Annotated in this window: 16 protein-coding genes, 1 tRNA gene and 1 pseudogene; 8 read left to right on the top strand and 10 right to left on the bottom strand. The window is 44.0% G+C overall.

Going from position 1 to position 20,674, the window contains the following annotated elements; all coding sequences use genetic code 11:
• Nucleotides 1–72: 72 nt before the first annotated feature.
• A complete protein-coding gene (locus tag PY364_RS10910) occupies nucleotides 73–768 on the top strand; it encodes an urease accessory protein UreF (protein ID WP_275522465.1) in 696 nt (231 codons plus the stop codon).
• Nucleotides 769–891: 123 nt separating this feature from the next.
• Nucleotides 892–1,488: an urease accessory protein UreG gene (gene ureG / locus PY364_RS10905; protein WP_275522462.1), complete on the top strand. Its 597-nt coding sequence runs from the start codon at nucleotides 892–894 to the stop codon at nucleotides 1,486–1,488.
• On the opposite strand, the pseudogene PY364_RS10900 reads toward ureG, so the two are convergent.
• Together PY364_RS10900 and murG are read right to left on the bottom strand one after the other, a co-directional pair.
• Nucleotides 1,447–1,695: pseudogene (locus tag PY364_RS10900) on the bottom strand (DUF2887 domain-containing protein); the annotation flags it as partial. The gene ureG and the pseudogene PY364_RS10900 sit on opposite strands and share 42 nt — an antisense overlap.
• Before the next feature lie 30 nt (nucleotides 1,696–1,725).
• The gene (gene murG / locus PY364_RS10895) at nucleotides 1,726–2,811 is read right to left on the bottom strand and encodes an undecaprenyldiphospho-muramoylpentapeptide beta-N-acetylglucosaminyltransferase (RefSeq protein WP_275522461.1); all 1,086 of its coding nucleotides are present in this window, start codon (nucleotides 2,809–2,811) and stop codon (nucleotides 1,726–1,728) included.
• Between the two features lie 235 nt (nucleotides 2,812–3,046).
• Between murG and PY364_RS10890 the strand changes: the two genes are divergently transcribed.
• The 3 genes from PY364_RS10890 to PY364_RS10880 all read left to right on the top strand — a co-directional run bounded on the left by PY364_RS10890 (nucleotide 3,047) and on the right by PY364_RS10880 (nucleotide 5,905).
• Complete coding sequence (locus PY364_RS10890) at nucleotides 3,047–3,940, top strand: nuclear transport factor 2 family protein (RefSeq protein ID WP_275522460.1); 894 nt, start codon at nucleotides 3,047–3,049, stop codon at nucleotides 3,938–3,940.
• 99 nt (nucleotides 3,941–4,039) lie between these two features.
• Entirely contained in the window at nucleotides 4,040–4,816 is a 777-nt protein-coding gene (locus tag PY364_RS10885; RefSeq protein WP_275522459.1) for an SDR family oxidoreductase, read from the top strand.
• Between the two features lie 486 nt (nucleotides 4,817–5,302).
• Nucleotides 5,303–5,905 carry a Uma2 family endonuclease gene (locus PY364_RS10880; protein WP_275522458.1) on the top strand — a complete coding sequence of 201 codons (603 nt, stop codon included), beginning with the start codon at nucleotides 5,303–5,305 and terminating at the stop codon, nucleotides 5,903–5,905.
• Nucleotides 5,906–5,958: 53 nt separating this feature from the next.
• Here PY364_RS10880 and PY364_RS10875 read toward each other — a convergent pair whose 3' ends face one another.
• Nucleotides 5,959–6,915 carry a hypothetical protein gene (locus PY364_RS10875; protein WP_343277568.1) on the bottom strand — a complete coding sequence of 319 codons (957 nt, stop codon included), beginning with the start codon at nucleotides 6,913–6,915 and terminating at the stop codon, nucleotides 5,959–5,961.
• Between the two features lie 160 nt (nucleotides 6,916–7,075).
• Between PY364_RS10875 and PY364_RS10870 the strand changes: the two genes are divergently transcribed.
• Nucleotides 7,076–7,642, top strand: a complete 567-nt coding sequence (locus tag PY364_RS10870; protein WP_275522455.1) for a hypothetical protein — start codon at nucleotides 7,076–7,078, stop codon at nucleotides 7,640–7,642.
• A 296-nt stretch (nucleotides 7,643–7,938) separates the two neighbouring features.
• Complete coding sequence (locus PY364_RS10865; RefSeq protein ID WP_275522454.1) at nucleotides 7,939–10,398, top strand: ATP-dependent Clp protease ATP-binding subunit; 2,460 nt, start codon at nucleotides 7,939–7,941, stop codon at nucleotides 10,396–10,398.
• A 366-nt stretch (nucleotides 10,399–10,764) separates the two neighbouring features.
• Here the strand turns inward: PY364_RS10865 and PY364_RS10860 are convergent, their stop codons facing one another.
• From PY364_RS10860 to PY364_RS10830, 7 genes are all read right to left on the bottom strand, one after another.
• Complete coding sequence (locus PY364_RS10860) at nucleotides 10,765–11,319, bottom strand: redoxin domain-containing protein (protein WP_275522452.1); 555 nt, start codon at nucleotides 11,317–11,319, stop codon at nucleotides 10,765–10,767.
• A gap of 74 nt (nucleotides 11,320–11,393) precedes the next feature.
• Nucleotides 11,394–12,005: a peroxiredoxin gene (locus PY364_RS10855; RefSeq protein ID WP_275522449.1), complete on the bottom strand. Its 612-nt coding sequence runs from the start codon at nucleotides 12,003–12,005 to the stop codon at nucleotides 11,394–11,396.
• A 182-nt stretch (nucleotides 12,006–12,187) separates the two neighbouring features.
• A tRNA-Met gene (locus tag PY364_RS10850) sits at nucleotides 12,188–12,259 on the bottom strand.
• A 327-nt stretch (nucleotides 12,260–12,586) separates the two neighbouring features.
• Nucleotides 12,587–15,025, bottom strand: coding sequence for a peptidoglycan DD-metalloendopeptidase family protein (locus tag PY364_RS10845; RefSeq protein ID WP_275522447.1), 2,439 nt, complete (start codon nucleotides 15,023–15,025; stop codon nucleotides 12,587–12,589).
• A gap of 585 nt (nucleotides 15,026–15,610) precedes the next feature.
• A complete protein-coding gene (locus tag PY364_RS10840) occupies nucleotides 15,611–16,069 on the bottom strand; it encodes a tRNA (cytidine(34)-2'-O)-methyltransferase (RefSeq protein WP_275522446.1) in 459 nt (152 codons plus the stop codon).
• Between the two features lie 172 nt (nucleotides 16,070–16,241).
• Nucleotides 16,242–17,393 (bottom strand): glutamate--cysteine ligase, encoded by a 1,152-nt coding sequence (gene gshA / locus PY364_RS10835; RefSeq protein ID WP_275522444.1) that lies wholly within the window; start codon nucleotides 17,391–17,393, stop codon nucleotides 16,242–16,244.
• A 212-nt stretch (nucleotides 17,394–17,605) separates the two neighbouring features.
• Complete coding sequence (locus PY364_RS10830) at nucleotides 17,606–18,103, bottom strand: 2TM domain-containing protein (protein WP_275522442.1); 498 nt, start codon at nucleotides 18,101–18,103, stop codon at nucleotides 17,606–17,608.
• Nucleotides 18,104–18,531: 428 nt separating this feature from the next.
• Between PY364_RS10830 and PY364_RS10825 the strand changes: the two genes are divergently transcribed.
• Nucleotides 18,532–20,616: a thioredoxin domain-containing protein gene (locus PY364_RS10825; RefSeq protein WP_275522440.1), complete on the top strand. Its 2,085-nt coding sequence runs from the start codon at nucleotides 18,532–18,534 to the stop codon at nucleotides 20,614–20,616.
• The last annotated feature ends 58 nt before the right edge of the window (nucleotides 20,617–20,674 follow it).

Here is a 20,674-nt window from a genome sequence, read left to right as displayed (position 1 = left end):
AAATACTGAAAAGAATTAATAAAATCTAGTGGCTGGTTATTGGTTGGAAGATGTAAGCAGGAGAAAAATATTTTGAATTCTCAATTTTCTATTCTCAGGCTATTGCAATTAGCGGCTGTGCCTGTGGGAGCTTATAGTTATTCTGAAGGACTAGAAACTCTGGTAGATGTTGCTACAATTAACGATCGGGATAATTTACAAAAATGGTTACAAGATTCCTTGAAATTTGGAGCAATTAGGTTAGAATGTGCTATAATGGTACGGGCTTTTAGGGCAGTTAATGTAGGGAATTTAGCAGCTTTGGGCTATTGGAATGCTTGGGCAACTGTGACTAAGGAAACAGAAGAATTGCGCTTGCAAAGTTGGCAGATGGGGCGTTCTCTGGTAAGATTATTGCAGGATATGCAGCTACCTTTACAGACAAAAGAGAGCGCATCTGTGCAAGAATTAATGGAGGTTTGCGGGAATAATTGCAATTTTGCGATCGCATTTGGTATTGCAGCAGTAAAATTGGAAATAGAAGAAGAAGCGGCTGTACTTGGCTATTTGTACAGTTGGGCGGCAAATTTAGTGAATGCAGGAGTAAAACTCATTCCTCTTGGTCAGACTTCTGGTCAACAATTGCTATTAGACTTGCATTCCGATCTTACTTTTACTAGCCAAGAAGTTTTAAGATTAGAAGATGATAACCTTAGTAGTTGTAGTTGGGGTTTGGCATTGGCAAGTATGGCTCACGAAACTCAGTATACTCGATTGTTTCGTAGTTAAATTAGCTAATGAAGGAAGAAGGAAGAAGGAAGAAGGAAGAAGGAAGAAGGAAGAAGGAAGAAGGAGTATAAAATCAACAACTAACAACTAACAACTAACAACTAACAACTAACAACTAAAAAAATGAATGCTTTTCGTGTAGGAATTGCTGGCCCAGTTGGATCTGGAAAAACTGCTTTAGTTGACGCTTTGTGTAAGTCAATGAGGCAAAAGTATAAGATTGCCGTTGTTACTAATGATATTTACACTCAGGAAGATGCACAATTTTTAGTACGAAGTCAAGCATTAGAAAGCGAGCGTATTTTAGGAGTAGAAACCGGCGGTTGTCCCCATACAGCTATTCGAGAAGATGCCTCCATTAACTTAGTAGCAATAGAACAATTAGAACTCAAATTTAATGACTTAAATTTGGTGTTTGTCGAAAGTGGCGGCGATAATTTGGCTGCAACTTTTAGCCCTGAATTAGTTGATTTAACCATTTATGTAATTGATGTTGCTGCTGGCGATAAGATTCCGCGCAAAGGTGGGCCAGGAATTACTAAGTCTGATTTATTGGTGATTAATAAGACTGATTTAGCTCCCTATGTTGGGGCAGATTTGGGGGTGATGGAACGCGATACTAAAAAAATGCGGGGGGATAAACCTTTTGTATTTACTAATCTGAAGACGAAAGAAGGATTAGAAGCGGTAGTTAAATTTATTCAGTTGAATGTTATCTAGAACAATAGTTTGAGTTTTCCTAACTTCCTGAAAATACCTTGTCTGTTTTAACTCCTGTAATCCAAACATGGCTTCTATCTCCTGGCGACTAAACTGCGGTAATTTATAGACTATTATTGTCTCTATCAATCCGACAAATTTTTGCTTGAGAGCGGCATCAGAAATCTCTTGCCGTGCTTTGCTAATTAATTCCCTAGCTTGCTCAACAGCAGTTTCTTTACCGCCAGGATGGCGGCGTTACAGATATTTTTGGGTAAGTCTTAGAGTTAACAATTCACGCACTAAATTTGCCAAACGAGTCGCACTATCGCTAACTGCTAATTTGTAAGCAGCAGCAGACATTTTTTCTAAGTGTTCGGAATCTGTTAATAAATTCAACACTTTGGTTTCTAAAACTTCTGCATTTAATTCACTTTGTCGGAAAGACAAAGCTGCGCCAACTTTGGTAAAAACTGCGGCATTAAAACTTTGATGATCTTCCGCTGCATAGGGATAAGGAATCAAAATTGCAGGCGTTTCTGTGACGGCTAATTCTGTCAATGCACTTGCACCAGAACGACTAATTGCTAAATTTGCCCGTTGTAATAATCCGCCCATATTGTTATAAAATGGCATCGGAAAATATTGAGGATGTTTGAGAGTATCAGCATCGGGGTCATTATTTCCTGTTAAGTGTACGATCGTCGCACCTGCATTAAACCAAGCAGGAGCGCATTGTCTAACTAATTGATTAATTCCGACTGCACCTTGAGAGCCGCCCATTGCTACAATTAGAGGAACATTATCGGGAATTGGCAAGTCCAAGGGTTGAGGTGCGAGAAACTGCGATCGCACTGGCGTACCCGCATAAACCGTCTTAGCGGAAGGCAAATACTGCGCCGCCGCCTCAAAGCCGATCGCCACTTTAGTACACCAAGGGCCAAAGTTGCGCGTCACTTTCCCCGGCAAAGCGTTAGACTCGTGGAGGATGACAGGCAAACCAAGCGATCGCGCCGCTATAATTGCGGGTGCTGCAATGTAGCCGCCAGTGGTAAAAACCCCCTGAAAATTGCCCTGTTTTAGCAGCTTCCGCACCTCAAAAATGGAACTGGCGAGCCGGCCAAAAATTCGCGCTGTACCCAGTCCAAATCGCCCCTGAAAGCCTTCTACAGCGATGGTATGGAGGGGATAGAGAGATGGGATTAACTCAGTTTCCATGCGATCGGGGACTCCCAGCCATTCTATTTGATAGTCGCTCAATTGCTCGGCGGTAGCGATCGCGGGAAATAAATGTCCTCCAGTACCGCTAGCTGCAATCAGTAATCGAATGTGCTTATTTGTCAAGACGTTTTTTCTCCTACAAGTTCAATAGATAAATCGATTTTATATGGGAAATTTGAGATTTTAGATTATTATATTGATAGTCAGTTCCTCTACCAACATCCTGCAATCTCAAATCGGCAATCTAATTTTAGATTGTCCCAAATCCTGAGTTGGTTGTCACCAATCAGAACAGGTAAACTGCCCCCATGACGCTACCCCTGGCGAATAACCAAACTATCATCAAATGCGTAATCCTTTGACTTCACTCGCAAGTATTTCTAAATATTTTCCCGATCGCTTTTCAGTAAAAAACGCGATCTCCTCTCCCTTAGTTCATCTGTCATCGATCGCCCCTCTATTTCTAAGTTTAACAATTAGCTGCATTGGCGTACTGAATCCCTCCTCTGTGAGAGCTCAAGGTGCCGGTGCCCTCCCTTCTCACACTACCATCATTGCTCAAGCCCCTGCTAACGCACCCGCTGAATTGACAAAACTACTGAGTGAAATTGATGCAGCCGCAAATAGCCGAGATGTTAAAGTCTTGATGAAATTTTACAGTCAAAATTTTACCAATTCTGATGGCTTAAACCGCCAGAGTATGGAGAAAGCTATTAGCCAATTCTGGCAGCGTTATTCTACCTTGAACTACCGCACAGAACTCAAATCTTGGCAAGCCGAAGGTAACGCATTTATTGCTGAAACTGAGACCACGATTACAGGTACTCAGAAAACAGAAAATAGAGAGATGAAACTCCAATCTACTATTCGTTCTCAGCAGCGTTTTGAAGGCGGAAAAGTTGTTAAGCAAGAAATTGTAGCAGAGCGAAATCAGCTAACTTCTGGCGAAAATCCGCCTACAATTCAGATGAACTTACCAGAGCAAGTAAACGTTGGTCAAGAATATAATTTTGATGCAATTGTTCAAGAACCTCTCGGCAATGATATCTTGATCGGAACAGCTTTGGAAGAACCAATTTCGGAAAAAACATTTTTTAGTACCAGTCCAGTAGAGCTAGAATTGCTAGCTTCTGGAGGAGTTTTCAAAGTAGGAAAAGCACCAGAAACACCTGAAAATCGCTGGATTTCAGCAATCTTAATGCGCCAAGGCGGCATTACTGTCATTACTCAGCGCCTCCGGGTTGTCAAGTAATAAAAGTAATAGTTAACAGTTAACTGTTAACTGTTAACTGCAATTGCTAATCGCTCCTCCCCATCTTCCCATCTTCCCATCTTCCTTCTGCTATAAAACATGATTTCTGTTAAAGATAAAATTGTTTTAATTACAGGTGCTAGCAGCGGTATTGGTGCAGCTTGCGCTCAAGTTTTTGCCCAAAAAGGTGCTAAATTAATTTTAGCTGCCCGTCGCCTTCAACGACTGGAAAAAATGGCTGCGGAACTAACTAAAGAGTTTGAAACTCAGGTTTATTTACTCAATTTAGATGTCCGCGATCGCGCTCAAGTTGAATCTGCTTTTACTAAATTACCAGACTCCTGGAAAGCAGTAGATATTTTGATTAACAATGCTGGCTTAAGTCGTGGTTTAGATAAACTTTACGAAGGCGATATTCAAGATTGGGAAGAAATGATCGATACCAATATCAAGGGATTGCTTTATGTAACTCGTTACATTGTACCTGGAATGGTAAGTAGAGGTCAGGGTCACGTCATCAATATTGGCTCAATTGCTGGCCATCAAACTTATCCAGGTGGTAATGTTTATTGTGGCTCAAAAGCAGCAGTTAAAGTAATTTCTGAAGGGTTAAAACAAGACCTTTTGGGCACGCCAATTAGAGTGAGTTGTGTAGACCCCGGTTTAGTAGAAACAGAATTTAGTCAAGTACGATTTCATGGCGATGGAGAAAGGGCGAAAAATGTTTATCAAGGCTTAACGCCATTGACACCTGATGACGTGGCGGATGTGGTGTATTTTTGTGCGACGCGATCGCCTCACGTTAATATTAGCGAAGTCCTCCTAGTTCCTACAGACCAAGCTACTGCAACTCTAGTTCATCGCCGAGTTGAATAGAATTATTGCAAAAATACAGGCTTTTTGTAAGCTAAACTTAATTTGTTTTAGATTTCTCCGGATCTGTCTTGTGTTCTTTGGAAAGTAAATTAGTAGATGCACCCTGATTGATCGCCCCCCGGCCACATTTGGCTGGGGTTTTTTATTGGCGTACATGAGTAATTTCTATTCTTTGATAACTTGTAACGCCGCCCTCTGGGCGGTAATTGACCGCCCAGAGGGCGGCGTTACGGATATCTGTATTATTATAAGAATTGTCCTGAAAGTTGTGATATCTAATCGGATAGTAAATTAGTAGATGCACCCTGATTAATAAACCTTAGCTAATTACGGCTAGGGTTTTTTTATTGGCTGAGGACTTACCGACTCAATAGCATTTGATAACATTGATTAATAGTGCTATGATAGTTGTATTGGTTTGCGACTTCGGGGTTTTGTAAAATTTGGATGAAGCCGCAAGAATTGCATCATTTTCAGGACAAAACCATGACACAAGTTAACTTATCCCAAGGCATTGCCGTCAATATTCCACCAATACTAACTCTTAAAATTACTCACGAGCAATTTATTGAGTTGGCGCGAGTTAACGAAGACTTACAATTAGAAAGAACTGCCACAGGAGACTTGATTATTATGCCACCAACAGGAAGTGATACTGGAAAAAGAAACTTTGAGATCGCTGGACAAATTTGGTTGTGGAACCGTCAAACTAAACTAGGTGTGGCATTTGATTCTTCGAGTGGTTTTCATCTCCCTAATGGTGCGGATCGCTCTCCTGATGCGGCTTGGGTACGTCAAGACAGGTGGGATGCACTCACAAGAGAACAGCAAGATGGATTTGCCCCTATCTGCCCTGATTTTGTACTAGAATTGCGTTCCAAAAATGATAATATGGAACCACAGCGAGTCAAGATGAGAGAATATATAGAAAATGGAGCTCGTTTGGGTTGGTTGATCGATCGGAAAAATAAAAAGGTGGAGATTTATCGGCCAGGTCAAGATGTGGAAGTGCTCGATAATCCTACAACTTTGTCAGGTGAAAATGTCTTACCTGGATTTGTGTTAGATTTAACAGAAGTTTGGCTATAAATGCTAGGAAAAATAGCGTTTGAAAAGTTCTGTTCTTAGCAATCAAACACCTCTTACGGAGACTTCCGATCCCGCCAAATTGGCAATTGATTAACTTTTTGCAGTATTAAATCTACATAAGTTAAATCATTTTCTGCTCGATCTTCCCCAAAATATCCTTGGTTGCCATCATGCTTATGAGGCCCACTAATTATTTCTGCATAACGCCCTTGTTTCCGAGCTTGATTGAATCCAGAGTTAACCTGCCATTGCCATCTTGACGGGAAAACAAGGCCGCCGATATCCTCAATAGGATCTCTACTTCCCCGTAAATGATAGACGCGATCGGCAGCATTAAAACCTACCTTACCCGAAAAAACTCCACCAACCGAAACCACGCTAATCTGAGCGTTCAACCATTCCTTAAGATAAGGAGTTGCACCTAACGCAACTTGTGCGCCGCCGCTAGTACCAATGAGAATAATTTTAACAGGTTGATTCGGGGAAACCAAGATCGGATGTTTAGCTTCCATTCGCTCGATAATTGCCGTCGCAATTCCCTGATTATAAACCTGTCCGTAGCGATAATCTAGAGAAATTGCAAATCTCCACAGATTGCGAATTTTAATTAGTACATCTCCACTGATAAGCTTTCCCTTTGTCTGCTCTGCGAAGCGCCAAACAGGAGCAAAAAACCGCTGACCTCCCAAACTTTTATTAGCTGCTGAATAGGGAAAAATATCCCCAACAGCTACGCATTCTGGATGCACTTTAACTAAACTCTTGAGAAAGAATGCTTCCCCAGTAGTTAATTCATCTGCCGAAAAATCTCCGACTCCTGGCAGAAAGATAATATAACAATTGATCGGTGCAGATTTAGCAACAAGCTTGGCATCAGGCGTTTCTATATTCCTAGAGTTAGAGCGCAAAGTTTCCGGTAGATTTTTATTTTTAAAACCTAGAGTTTCAGCACTTTGACCAAGCCACCAAACTAAAGTTCCCACCGGAGCAGTAATACCCCATACTATCAAGATTGTACCTGCTATAAGCAAGAGCTTTAAGCTGCCTCCGCGCAGCCATATAAGTATCCACCCAATTAACTTCAACATTTAATCAAATCTACTTGTAATTTGCTCTATTAAGGCGTATTGTATCAAAGTTGTCAACTACTTTGAGCAGTAGGAATTTAACGTGAGAGGCAAAGATTCAACACAAGGTTTAGGCGCAACACTCTGGAATGCCTTATCTTTAAATGTCAATTTTTACGAACAAGCTGCTAATACTCCTATAACTCAGCGGATAGCTTTAACGATTGTAATTTTAGCAGCTCTGTCTCATGTTTTGGGCAGTGCTATCATCTTATTAATTAATCGGGCAAATCTGCCAATCTTGGCGATCGCACTTTTAATTGATGGCTTCGCTGTTGTTGCTGGTTACTATTTTTGGACTTTTACAATCTCAAAAATAGCTCAGTGGCTAAAACCGAATCACGTTAGCTATAGGGAATTGCTGATTCCGATTGGATTTGCCTATGCACCACAAGCGCTGAATTTGTTGACGCTGATTCCGCTATTAGGGCGAGCGATTGAATTAGTATTAGCTATATGGAGTTTGCTAACTGTAATTGTGGCAGTCCGCCAAGGTTTAGATATTAGAACTCGCTGGGCGGCGTTGATTTGTTTGGTGGGTTGGCCTATAATTCAAGTAGCGATCGGTTTTGTGCAGGTATTTGAACAGTTCCTAGCGACGCAGTTTTAAGAGGTGGGATTTCAATATTTTTGTTGAATAGTTTGATTTTATGATATAATGCAATTCTATCTTCAACTGACAGGGATTATGCTACTATTTACTTTAAGTAGTTGAGCTCAACCAACGGAGGGCAACCACTCCCTCAACTATTCGGCTATCCTCACTGGCTTTACCATTCAACAGCGATACATTAAAATGAAAGTCAAGTACACAAAAATTTATATTAATTATTTTTGTGCCACTGGCCCCGCCCAACCGTGAGGGGCAAATCAGCCCTAACTAAAACAGTAGGATAGGAAACATCTATGTTTGAAAGCTTTACAGAACAAGCCGTTAAGGTGATCATGCTCGCTCAGGAAGAAGCTCGCCGCCTCGGTCATAACTTCGTAGGTACTGAGCAAATCCTCCTGGGACTAATCGGCGAAGGTACTGGTATCGCCGCCAAAGTCCTCACGGAAATGGGCCTCAACATTAAAGACGTGCGGATAGAAATTCAAAAAATCATTGGCAGAGGTTCCGGTTTTGTTCCATCGGAAATTCCGTTCACACCTCGCGTCAAGCGCATTTTCGAGTCATCCCTGAACGAAGCTCGTAAACTGGGGCACAACTATATTGGCACCGAACACATCTTGCTGGGACTGATCGCAGACGATGAAGGCGTGGCGGCGAAAGTTCTGGAACAACTGGGTATCGAACGAGCTCAAGTCCGCACCCAGGTAATTCGGGCAGCAGGAGAAACTGTAGCGGTTGGTGGTGGTCGCGATCGCAACACCAAAACCCCAACCTTAGAAGAGTTCGGCACCAACCTGACCAAATTAGCAACCGAAGGCAAACTAGACCCCGTAGTGGGACGGGAAAAAGAAATCGAACGAGTGATTCAAATTTTGGGTCGCCGGACGAAAAATAATCCCGTATTAGTAGGCGAACCTGGAGTTGGTAAAACTGCGATCGCTGAAGGTATCGCCCAACGTATCGCCAACAACAGCGTTCACGAAATCCTAGAAGGCAAACAAGTCATCAGCCTAGACATGGGAGCCATGATTGCAGGAACCAAGTTTCGGGGCGAATTTGAAGAACGCCTCAAAACCGTCATGCAAGAAATCTTCAACGCTGGTAACATCATCCTGTTTATCGACGAGATCCACACCTTAATTGGGGCCGGAGCCGTACAGGGGAGCATGGATGCCGCCAACATCCTCAAACCAGCCCTCGCTAGAGGTCAATTGCAGTGCGTCGGCGCAACCACCCTCGATGAATATCGCAAACACATCGAACGGGACGCAGCCTTAGAGCGCCGCTTCCAGCCTGTGAAAATCGGCGAACCCAGCGTTGAAGAAACCCTAGAAATCCTGCGCGGCTTGCGGCCAGCCTACGAAAAACATCACAAACTGACTATTTCCGATGCCGCCTTGGAAGCAGCAGCTACCCTGAGCGATCGCTACATCAACGATCGCTTCCTACCAGACAAAGCCATTGACCTCATAGACGAAGCAGGTTCCCGCGTTCACGTCATGAACTCACAGCAGTCGCCAGAAGTTAAAGAACTCAAGCGACAACTGCCGCAAGTGACCAAAGAAAAAGAAACTGCCGTCCGCGATCAAGACTTTGAACTAGCTGGAAAATTGCGCGATCGCGAACTCGAACTCCAAGGCCAAATCAAAGCTGCCTCCAGTATAAAACCAGAAGTCACAACCCTACCGATCGTCACCGAAGAAGATATCGCCCACATCGTCGCATCTTGGACAGGCGTACCCGTCAGCAAACTCACAGAATCCGAATCTGAATTGCTGATGCACATGGAAGACACCCTCCATCAGCGCCTCATCGGTCAAGAAGAAGCCGTTAGCGCCGTTTCTCGCGCCATCCGTCGCGCCCGCGTCGGCTTGAAAAATCCCAACCGACCGATCGCCAGCTTTATCTTCTCCGGCCCCACCGGCGTTGGCAAAACCGAACTTACTAAAGCCTTAGCCGCCTACTTCTTCGGTTCCGAAGAAGCCATGATTCGACTTGATATGTCCGAATTTATGGAACGGCACACTGTTTCTAAACTGATCGGTTCACCCCCCGGTTTTGTTGGCTACGACGAAGGCGGTCAACTAACAGAAGCAGTCCGCCGCAAGCCTTACACAGTAGTCTTATTCGATGAAATCGAAAAAGCTCACCCCGATGTCTTCAATATTCTCTTACAAATATTAGAAGACGGGCGCTTAACGGATGCCAAAGGTCGCACCGTAGACTTCAAGAATACCCTCCTGATTATGACCTCGAACATCGGTTCTAAAGTCATAGAAAAAGGCGGCGGTGGCATCGGTTTCGAGTTTGCAGAAAACCAAGCAGATGCTCAATATACCCGGATTCGCTCCTTGGTAAATGAAGAACTCAAGCAACACTTCCGTCCCGAATTTCTCAACCGACTCGATGAAATTATCGTCTTCCGTCAGTTGAATAAGGAAGAAGTCAAGCAAATTGCCGACATCATGCTCCGCCAACTTTTCAGCCGCTTAACAGAACAAGGTATGACCTTGCAAGTAACAGAAAGGTTCAAGGATCATTTAGTAAAAGAAGGCTACAATCCCAGTTACGGTGCAAGGCCCCTCCGTCGCGCCATTATGCGATTGTTGGAAGACGTACTCGCTGAGGAAATGCTTTCCGGCCGACTCAAAGAAGGAGACAGTGCGATCGTAGATGTAGATGATAATGGGGAAGTTAAGGTATTACCGACCGATCCATCACCACCTAAATTAGAATTAGCGCTCTCCCACTAAAATAATAAATGAACGCAGATTTGTAAAAGAATCTGCGTTCATTTGTTTTTAATTACTAATTTAGGACTTACACGCTTACTAGGATTTTCTGTCATTGCAAGCCAAGAGAAGCAATCCCCAACCCTCGCTAATTACCTTGTCTAATTCTATAAAAAATTATGAAATTTTTGAAAGAAATTTATGACAAATTATGCCAATTGGTAATATTCCATCTAAATTTAATACAATTAAAACTTTTCCGTGATAGCAGCTAATTGTTTGCAACCAGTATTTTGATTTTACTAGGTGCTTTTGCTGCCGGACGTGAGGGAGTTTGTTGCAAAGTTAAAGTATAGGATAGACGAGTTTCAAATTCTACAAAACAGCTTATCCTGTAGTTATCAGCCTATCTACCGCTGCAAGTAAAGTCTCTAAACTAGCATTATGATCCAAGAAAGAAAACAAATGTTTAAACTGAAGTATTCCTCTTTCATCTAAAACAAACTGCCCTGGCAAAGGAGCACCCAAAGCTTGGCCCACTTGATATGCTCGAAATACCCGACAAGTAGGATCGCACAACAAAGGTATTTTTAAACCTAAATCTGTCACCACAACCTGACTTTGTTGCTCATCGGTACTGGTAATCATCAATAGTTCTACCTCCCGCTGGACAAACTGCTCGTAGTTTTCATTGAGTGCTTTAATGTGGGGGAAGCAAAAGGGGCAATATTGCTTTTCCGTGAAGATGCGGGTAAATGCAAGTACAACTGGCCGATCGCTCCGGTAATTTGATAATCTTACCAGCTTACCATTGGTAATATCTGGCAGTTCAAAGTCTGGAGTTATTTCTCCAACTTTGAGCTCGTTTGTAGCAGGAACGGGAAAAAAGTTTTGAAAAAAGCGCTGATTTAACAAGCCCCTAAAGTCGGTGGAAGTCAGCATAATTTCTAATTACTAATTGGTAGTTGTTAACAGTTAACTATTAACAGTTAACTGTTAACTTTCAACAACTTGGATTATACCGCCGCAAAGTATACTTTAGACTTGACGGGATCTGGATTCATCGTCTTCTCACCGGGTTGCCAACCAGCGGGGCAAACTTCATCAGGGTGAGACTGGACGTGCTGAATAGCTTGGAGGGTGCGGAGGGTTTCATCTACATTCCGGCCGAAGGCAAGGTTATTAATCGTTGAGTGCTGAATAATGCCTTCTTTGTCGATGATAAACAGACCCCGGAGAGCGATTCCTGCTTCTGGATCGAGGACGTTATAATCGGCACTAATTGTTTTTTTGATATCAGCAACTAAGGGATAGTTGAGGTCGCCAACGCCGCCGGATTTGCGATCGCTTTGTATCCAAGCGAGGTGAGAAAATTCGCTGTCAACGGACACGCCCAGAATTTCAGTATCCAGTTTCTTGAACTCTGCGTGGCGATCGCTAAAAGCTATAATCTCTGTCGGGCAAACAAAAGTGAAGTCCAAGGGGTAGAAAAACAAGACTACATACTTTTTACCTTTATAGTCAGATAGTTTAACTGTCTTAAATTCCTGATCTACTACGGCTGTGGCTGTGAAATCGGGTGCAGGTAGACCAACCCGGATAGTTTCTGTTTCTGTTTTAACTGCCATGAATTTAATCTCCTTGAATTGCTGTCAGGCTTATTCCCAAAGTTACCCTTGAGTTAAGTCTCTCCAGTTAGATACTAATTTTACAAACTGTTACAAATATAACATAGTCATAACGACTACAACTACACTTAGCCATCAAAAAACGCGCTAGAACAGACTCAGCGCGTTTTTACTATTAAACATGGCTCAGGCGGGATTTGAACCTGCGACCGAGGGCTTATGAGTCCCTAGCTCTGCCACTGAGCTACTGAGCCAACTTGGTTCCACGATTTTTTATCTTAGCACAAGCTAGCGAACAATAGCTATAGCAAATTGATAAAAAAAACAAAACTTTCAACTTCCAGTTGATTGCTTTTGATTATAGCAACCGCCAAGGCGGTTAGGACGTTCTGAATTCATGAAACCATTGATTCTCCATCCCTTCTTCCCCTTCTTTCCCTAGTCCCTAGTCCCTAGCCCCTAGCCCCTAACCGCCTTGGCGGTTGCTATACATCCAAATTAGAGACCAAAAGACAAAGCAAAGGGGGCTTCTCACCGCCCCCGTTGCAGGTAAATAGGGCCCTACAACTCAAGGGAAATCCCTATTGAGAAGCACTCCTAGAGTCATCTGGCAAAAATGCCATTGGATTGACTGCTCCTTGTCCAGAGGGATGGATTTCAAAGTGCAAGTGAGGGCCCGTACTGAAACCGGTGCTACCCATTTCCGAAATTTGCTGGCCTTGAGCGACGCGCTGACCTTCTTGCACCAAAATTCGGTTGTTATGGCCGTAAAGCGTCACACTACCGTTGGGGTGCGTAACTTCCACGAGGTAGCCATAGCCGCCATCATTCCAAGCTGCATAAGTCACAACGCCAGCATCAGCGGCAACAATTGGTGTCCCGATGTCACCTGCGATGTCAATGCCCTTGTGCATCCGCCCCCAACGCCAGCCGTAGCCAGAGGAAAGAACTCCCTTCGCGGGCCAAATAAAGCCCTTAGAGGGCATAGAACCTGCCGGCAGATAGGTCTCGGCTCCGGGCAGAGGAGGTAACTCAGGAGAAACCATCCGTCCCAAGGAAGGATTGCTCAAAGGATCGTAAGCATCAGCGCCTAAAGGAGCTGTGGCAACGAGGGGCTGCCCAGAGGTAGCAGAGGGCTGTACCGGGGCTAGTCCGAATGCACGCTCTGGATTAGCCCGCTCTTTTTGCTGTTGTCGTTGCAACTGCTGAGCCCACTGTCGGGACTGAGGCGTGCTAATTTCATTCTGTACCGCTTGAGCATAGCGTTGGGGATTGAACTCTGGATTGATGGGTTCAATACTATTTGAGTGGTTAGCCTCCGTAGTTGGTAACTGCGTATTGCTAACAAAAGCTGTAGTTGATGTTGCTCTTGGTTCTTGTTGATTGTTTCTATCGGCCCGATATTCTTCTCGGAGCCTGGTGATTTCCGATCTCAAGCGATCGGCATAAGGGTTGGGCGAATTTGCGGATGTGGAAGTTTGCAAATTGACTGTTACCACCTCATTGCCGAGCTTTTGAACAGGCACTGGCGAGGGCAGAGCTGCGGTTGTGTTCTCAACAGCTAATTCCCTTGCTGAAGAAGTCGGTTCAGTTGTGGGCGCAAAGGATTCCATCGAGCCTTGATGGTTAGTAGACACGGGGATTTGCCCGAATGCACCTGTAAATTTTGGCTGAGCATTGAGAGCGCTCTTTCCTTGGTTGCTAACACCTGCGGTAGCAAGTGGTGCGAGCGAAATGCTATTAATTTTCGCAACTGTCGGTACGGAAACGGAGGATGCACCCTCAGCGTTGGTTAGCGAAGAGATTACCGATACAGTTGGGGCGGTTTCTGCAACGCCAGAACTAGGGGCGGCAGATTCAGCCGACATTAAAGGACTGGGGGTTTCTGCAACGGGCTGGGTGGTTGTAGAAGTAGAGCCTGATATGACTGTTGCAGCCTGCTCCCCAGATCTGTGTGATTGAATTTGGGGAATTTTTAAGGCTTGATTGAGTGTCAGGTAGTGCGGATCGGCGATCTGGTTGGCTGCAATCACGTCTGCAACCGAGATGCCGTAATTTTCGGCGATCGCGTCGAGAGTATCCCCCATCCGCACTCTGTAAAGTACCGATGACGGTGCGGGAGCCGTCCCGTCTGGCTCAATCACCACTGTGCCGGTGGCGTTGGGTGTAACTACGGGTTCAGCCGACTCAATCGCTGGTACTGGTGCGAACACTGTTTGAGAACTAGAGCCAAAAGCGTCAAATTTATCCGTAGGAACTGCGGGCAAAGTCTGAGGTGCTGTTGCAGTCTCATTTCCCAACAATGGAGTCCCACTGGTCTGAGTTAGCCCATTGGTGTTTTCCAGTCTAGATTCCGATAAATTCCCTGGTTCCTCAGATTCCAACTGAGTCTGATAACTTCTCGTAGAGAGGCTTTCCTGCGATCTGTTAGGGGCGATCGCTTCTCTTGATTGCTGTCCCAATTGCTCTGTCTGATTTGATTTGAACTCTTGTTCAGTATCGACATAGCGGGTTTGAGAAGGCAGCGTAGCGACGGTGTTGCCTGTTTTTGCATCTGAGGAGATGACGTTCAGGGATGGAACTTTTAGCTGCTGTCCGACTTGGAGTAAGCTGTCTGACTTAATGCCATTAGCTTTTGCTAGGGTGTTTGGATCGACTTCGTAGTCCTGAGACAATTCCCAAAGGGTTTGTCCCTTTCTCACCTTCACCAAGTCTGAGTTAAAGCGTGCAGCAAGGGGATGAGCGGCTTCATCCTCAACCTTGACGTTGGACTGTATCCCCAGGGGCGTGGGCTGCATTTCGGTGGTTTCCGCTGATACGGAATCTGCCGCAGCGGCTGCGTCACCTCCTGTCGGCAGCAGGAGACTGGAAGCACCTACTGAAATTGCCAGTCCAATCATTGCGGCAGAACGAACTCTACCAGTACCGCCAGTTGCCTGCTTGGATGGTTCAGCAGTGCCGTCGATGTTGATTTCACGGGCATCAACAAAGTTCATTTTATCGGGATTTGTTCGTTTCAAAAAAACGACCTCCTATCGAGAAGCGCTTAACTATCCTTGGAAACACTCAAGGGTGATTATCTATCAATGATTCAAATCACGGTTAAAAGAGATCCTAATCATCGACAGTAATCTTGCTTAGGCAAGATTACCCTGCTTTTTTAATTTAGACAAGCTTAGACGGTAAAAAAGTTTTAACCGCAGCTAACAACTGCCTAAGCGACACTGAAAAAGCCTGTTGTGTAATAGCCGTTAGCCTTAAGTCTGCACGCCCTGTTATCGTAAGGCTTTTGTGTCATTATCACTACCCAAATCTAAGCTGGTTTACAGGTAAACCACAACCGTAAATATACGGTATCAAGCAGCCGATGGATTATTCAGTAAATTTAGCTTCTAAACACTAAAAAACTCTGTTCGTCTTATCTGGCAGTCTTTTGAGTCATTTATTCGCTCTCCGTATTTCCTGCTCTAGGATGATAAAAATCTATCAATCAAGTCAGCTAATACACTTAGAGTGTCATATGAATTTCTTATCGTAATCTCAGTATTTTATTGGTTGACTGGCTTTTTATCACCATATATGTATGTACGGATACAAACATATTTTTATTCCAGATACCCCAATTGCCGCCGCGCTTCAAATAAACCTATTGCAACGCTGACGGAAAGATTTAAGCTGCGTACTCCTGGCTCGCTCATGGGAATGCGAACATTTATGCAGGCTTCAAGAATTTCGGGTGGGAGACCGGTGGTTTCTGCGCCAAACAGCAGCCAGTCATTATTTTGAAATTCAAATTGCGTATAACTGCATTGTCCTTTAGTGCTGAAGCCGATCCAGCGACCGCCGCGCTGTTGATGGCAAGCTTTAAAAGCTTCTAGGTTGTCGTGGCTGTGGAGGTTAACGTAGGGCCAGTAATCTAAACCAGCTCGTTTGAGGTAGCGATCGCTAATTTCAAAGCCTAAAGGCCCTACCAAATGCAATTCTGTACGGGTTGCAGCGCAAGTACGGGCAATATTCCCCGTATTTGGCGGAATTTGCGGAGAAATTAAAACAACAGACGGCATGGTTCGGGAAGAAGGGGCTAGGGGCTAGGGGCTAGGGGCTAGGGAAGAGGGAAAAATACTTAGTGCGGACTGTGAAATTCTACTTAAAGATAGAGTCAATATATAGTTTTTTGTTATATACCATTAATTGCTCTATCGATTAAATATTCTGATCGTTCGCAGAAAAAGCAGTTCAAGCTACTAACTGCTGGCATAAATTGTTTTCCAGCTCCCTTTCCTGCTCTCGCATTGATTGAATACCGTGAACAATCACGCTGCGGCTGTCAAGACAACTATGATACATTTTTAACCATTGTTGAGCCTCATTACCTTCGCGAAGAATTTTTTTCAAGGGCGAGAGGAAGCAACTAAAACCGCGCTGTTTTGCTATTGGCCAAACTTGTTGGTAAATTTCCTCAATCCAGTCCCTAGCAAGAATTTTTCTACCGTCTTGCCAATGTCTGAGTTCGGCATCTAAACTCAGCTTTGAGGCGGCGGCTTCGTTTGCCTCTGTGATGGCGATTAAGTTTTGATTGCGGGTGGCAGCGGGTAAGGTGCTCATTTCCAGGGGATCTAAGCTGGGATTTTCAATCATCTGCCAAAGACGAGCTTCGAGCAAGGCGGTGATGGCGAGGAGAGAAATGGGGTTAGTAACGAGGTCGCAAATTCTCATTTCTGCCCGATTAAGATTGTAGGGGCGGCGATCGCCATTAGGTCGGACTGACGACCACAGATGTCGCACATTTTGCATTGTACCGATCGCTAGTTGCTCTTCAGTCCACTTGATAAAATGGCGATGGCTTTCAAAGAGGGGGACAATGGCTGGTGTTTTGGGGAATAAACCCCAGCGGGTGGAGTGATACCCCGTAACGGCACCATCCAAGAAGGGGGAAGAGGCACTGAGGGCAAGGTACAGGGGGGCTTCGACCCTGATCAGGCGAATAGCTTGCATCAGCAATTCTGGTTGAGCGATGCCGATGTTAATGTGAATGCTGGCGGTGACTACTTTGGTACCGTAAGTTTGTTCGATGTAGGTATGGTAGGGGTTGTTGGGATCGGATCGGAAAAAGCGATCGCTCCCGCCCAAGGACAAGGTACTGCCGGGATGTATGGTATAGTCGCCCAATTGTTTTAAATAAGTACGGAGTTGCTGACGCGGTTTGACGAGGGCGCAGAGTAGGCGATCGTAGCTGCATAGCGGAGCGGTAGTATATTCCACATTGCGGCTATCAGGCTCCCGCACAAATCCGTCTAAATCAGACACAATCTTATCTGACAAACCGACAATATCGCCCTGGGGGGTGCCGGTGTACATTTCTACTTCAAAGCCTTTTGATAGCAGCACGTTTTTTCCTCAGTTAGGTTGAGTCTTATTTTTTATTATCCTAGAAATTGATACTCTTGTGACCTCTTTGAGAGGAGTATCGTTTCCTTTGTTAGTTAGGTTTTTACTTTTGTTTGCTTCCGGCTGGGCTTTCCTAATTAGTTAAGGGTGATAGTCTATAAAAACAAATCACCCTTAACACGACCGATTTTTTCTCTTTTTTCCAAAGTTTCTTACGACTGTAACCAGTTGCGAAACTTAACCGCTGCTGTACCAAGAGACTGACCTACTTGCTTTTTCAAACGCCACTTTTGAAAAGCTTGCTCGTACTCTTCTCCTTCACTTTGATAGGTATTCCAAGCACTGAGAGACAGTCCTAATCCCCAACCTAATAAAATGTAAAGCGACCAAGAAAGCTCGTGATTTGATGCTAAATTAAGCAGCACTAAGAAAGTATTGACAATGCCATACTTGACTAAATTTTGCTGCAATTTGCTGCGGCGATAAGTATTAAAAACATTCTTTTCTTGAAATTCTCCCCGGTGGGTCATCCATTCCATTTCCGCCGCCTGAATGTCCGCTGGAGAGATACCTAATTCGCTGGCTACCTCGAAAAGCTGGGTTCTAGACATTTCTCCGGTTTCTTCTCTACGTGCGATCGCTAACTGGAGAATTTGTTGAGCATCCTCAGAGGCATAAGTTTGAGTGATTTGGTTTTCTGTTGTCGCCATATTCAGTTTTCTACTTTCCTAACATCTTTTCTATCTTATCTAAATGGAGCCTTAAATGGGAGGTAGTGAAAAGGGAGGGATTTCACTACTACCAAGGTAAATCTTGCTTACAACTCAGGTTACAGGCTAATAAGTAGGTGGATATCAATAAAGGCTACTATGTCATTGCGAGTGAAACGAAGCAATCCCAAGTCTTGGCGTTGACTAAGCTTGCTCCTATAGCCTATGCTTCATTACCTATAATAACGCAGAATATATGTATTCACCTACTTAGCTTAATTTAAAAATCAGATTTTGCAGCACTCGCCATCACTCTAGCGGCTGATAAATTTTATTCTTTAATATTCAATAGGTAACTATAAATAGTATTTTGCGCTACAATGATCGATAATTGGTTAATGTATTTCATTAAAATTTCGTATGTAATTATGACGAATCGTCTTGCCCAATCTCAAAGTCTTTACCTCCGCAAACACGCCGAAAATCCCATTGATTGGTGGCCCTGGTGCGATGAAGCCTTGGAAATAGCTACCCGCGACAATAAACTGATTTTTCTTTCTGTTGGCTATTCTAGTTGCCACTGGTGTACTGTGATGGAAAATGAGGCATTTTCTAATACCGCGATCGCGCAGTACATGAACGCCCATTTTATCCCCATTAAGGTCGATCGCGAAGAACGTCCCGACTTAGATAGCATCTATATGCAGGCGTTGCAAATGATGACTGGTCAAGGTGGTTGGCCGCTAAATATTTTTCTCGATCCAATCGATCGCATTCCCTTTTACGGCGGTACTTATTTTCCAGTCGATCCTCGCTATGGAAGACCGGGATTTCTAGAAGTTCTGCAAGCAATTCGCAGTTTTTACGATATAGAAAAAGGCAAGTTGCAAGCTTTCAAAGAAGAAATTTTAGGGCATTTTCAACAGTCGGCTGCAATGTCTGGAACTGAGAAGTTAAGCGGTGAATTATTGCGGCGCGGTTTGGAAACTAGCACTGCTATTATTAGCGCTCGTGAGTATGGCCCTAGCTTTCCAATGATGCCTTATGCTGAATCTGCTTTGCGCGGAATGCGGTTTAATCTTGAAGCCAAATCTGACAGTAAGCAAGTTTGCACGCAGCGGGGTTTAGACTTAGCTTTAGGTGGTATTTACGATCAGGTTGCTGGCGGATTTCACCGCTATACTGTTGATGGAACTTGGACTGTACCGCACTTTGAAAAGATGCTCTATGATAACGGTCAAATTGTTGAATATTTGGCTAATTTGTGGAGTGCGGGAGTTAAAGAACCAGCCTTTGAGCGTGCAGTTGCGGGGACGGTAGAGTGGTTGCAAAGAGAAATGATTGCACCGGCTGGTTATTTTTATGCTGCACAAGATGCTGACAATTTCACCAACATAGAAGAGGTTGAACCGGAGGAAGGAGCCTTTTATGTTTGGAGTTACAGCGAATTAGAAAAGTTGCTGGAAGCTGATGAATTTACAGAACTTCAAGAGCAGTTTTCTGTGACACAGACGGGCAATTTTGAAGCTAAGAATGTATTGCAACGCCGCCATCCTGGTAAATTGAGTTCTACTCTGGAAATTGCTTTAGCGAAACTATTTAAAGTTCGCTATGGTAACGTTCCTGAAAGTGTGAAAACTTTTCCTCCAGCGCGAAACAATCAGGAAGCAAAAAGCAATAATTGGCCTGGTAGAATTCCGGCGGTGACTGATACCAAGATGATTGTAGCTTGGAATAGCTTAATGATTTCTGGTTTAGCTAGAGCTGCTGCTGTTTTTGGGAAGTCAGAATACTTGAAATTGGCTGCTAAAGCTGCTAATTTTATCTTAGATAATCAGTGGATTGATGGACGATTTCATCGACTGAATTATGACGGCAAACCTGCTGTAATGGCGCAGTCCGAAGATTATGCTTTGTTTTTGAAAGCAGTGCTAGATTTGCATCAGGTATCGGAGAGCTTGTTGGAGATAAAGCCTGATACTTTTAACCTAAAACCTGAAGTTTGGTTAGAGAAAGCAGTGAAAATACAAGAGGAGTTTGACGAATTTCTTTGGAGTATTGAGGTAGGAGGATATTACAATACTGCGAGTGATGCGAGTGCAGATTTGTTAGTACGAGAACGCAGCTATACAGATAATGCAACCCCAGCGGCGAATGGCATTGCGATCGCGAATCTTGTACGTCTAGCATTGCTAACAGAAGACCTACAATATCTCGATCGCGCTGAGGAAGGTTTGCAAGCTTTTAGTAGCGTGATGCAGGATTCTCCTCAAGCTTGTCCCAGTTTATTTGCAGCCGTCGATTGGTATCAAAATTGTACCTTAATTCGTACTACCAAAGATGAGATTTTTGCCTTGATTTCCCAATATCAGCCAACGGCTGTTTATAAGAGGGAAACTAATCTAACAGAGGACGTGGTAGGATTAGTTTGTCAGGCTTTAAGTTGTAAGAAACCTGCTAAAACTAAAGAGGAGTTGTTAGAACAGATTCAACAAAGCCAAAGCCGAGGTTGATTTTTATAGGACTTAACACACGCTTTACGTAACGCCGCCCTCTGGGCGGTTCCGTTAC

It is taken from the genome of Kamptonema sp. UHCC 0994, from assembly GCF_029167235.1.
Taxonomy (GTDB): Bacteria; Cyanobacteriota; Cyanobacteriia; order Cyanobacteriales; family Microcoleaceae; genus Kamptonema.
The sequence above is the reverse complement of the archived record's forward strand: the minus strand, read 5'-3'. Positions and strand labels throughout refer to the sequence as shown.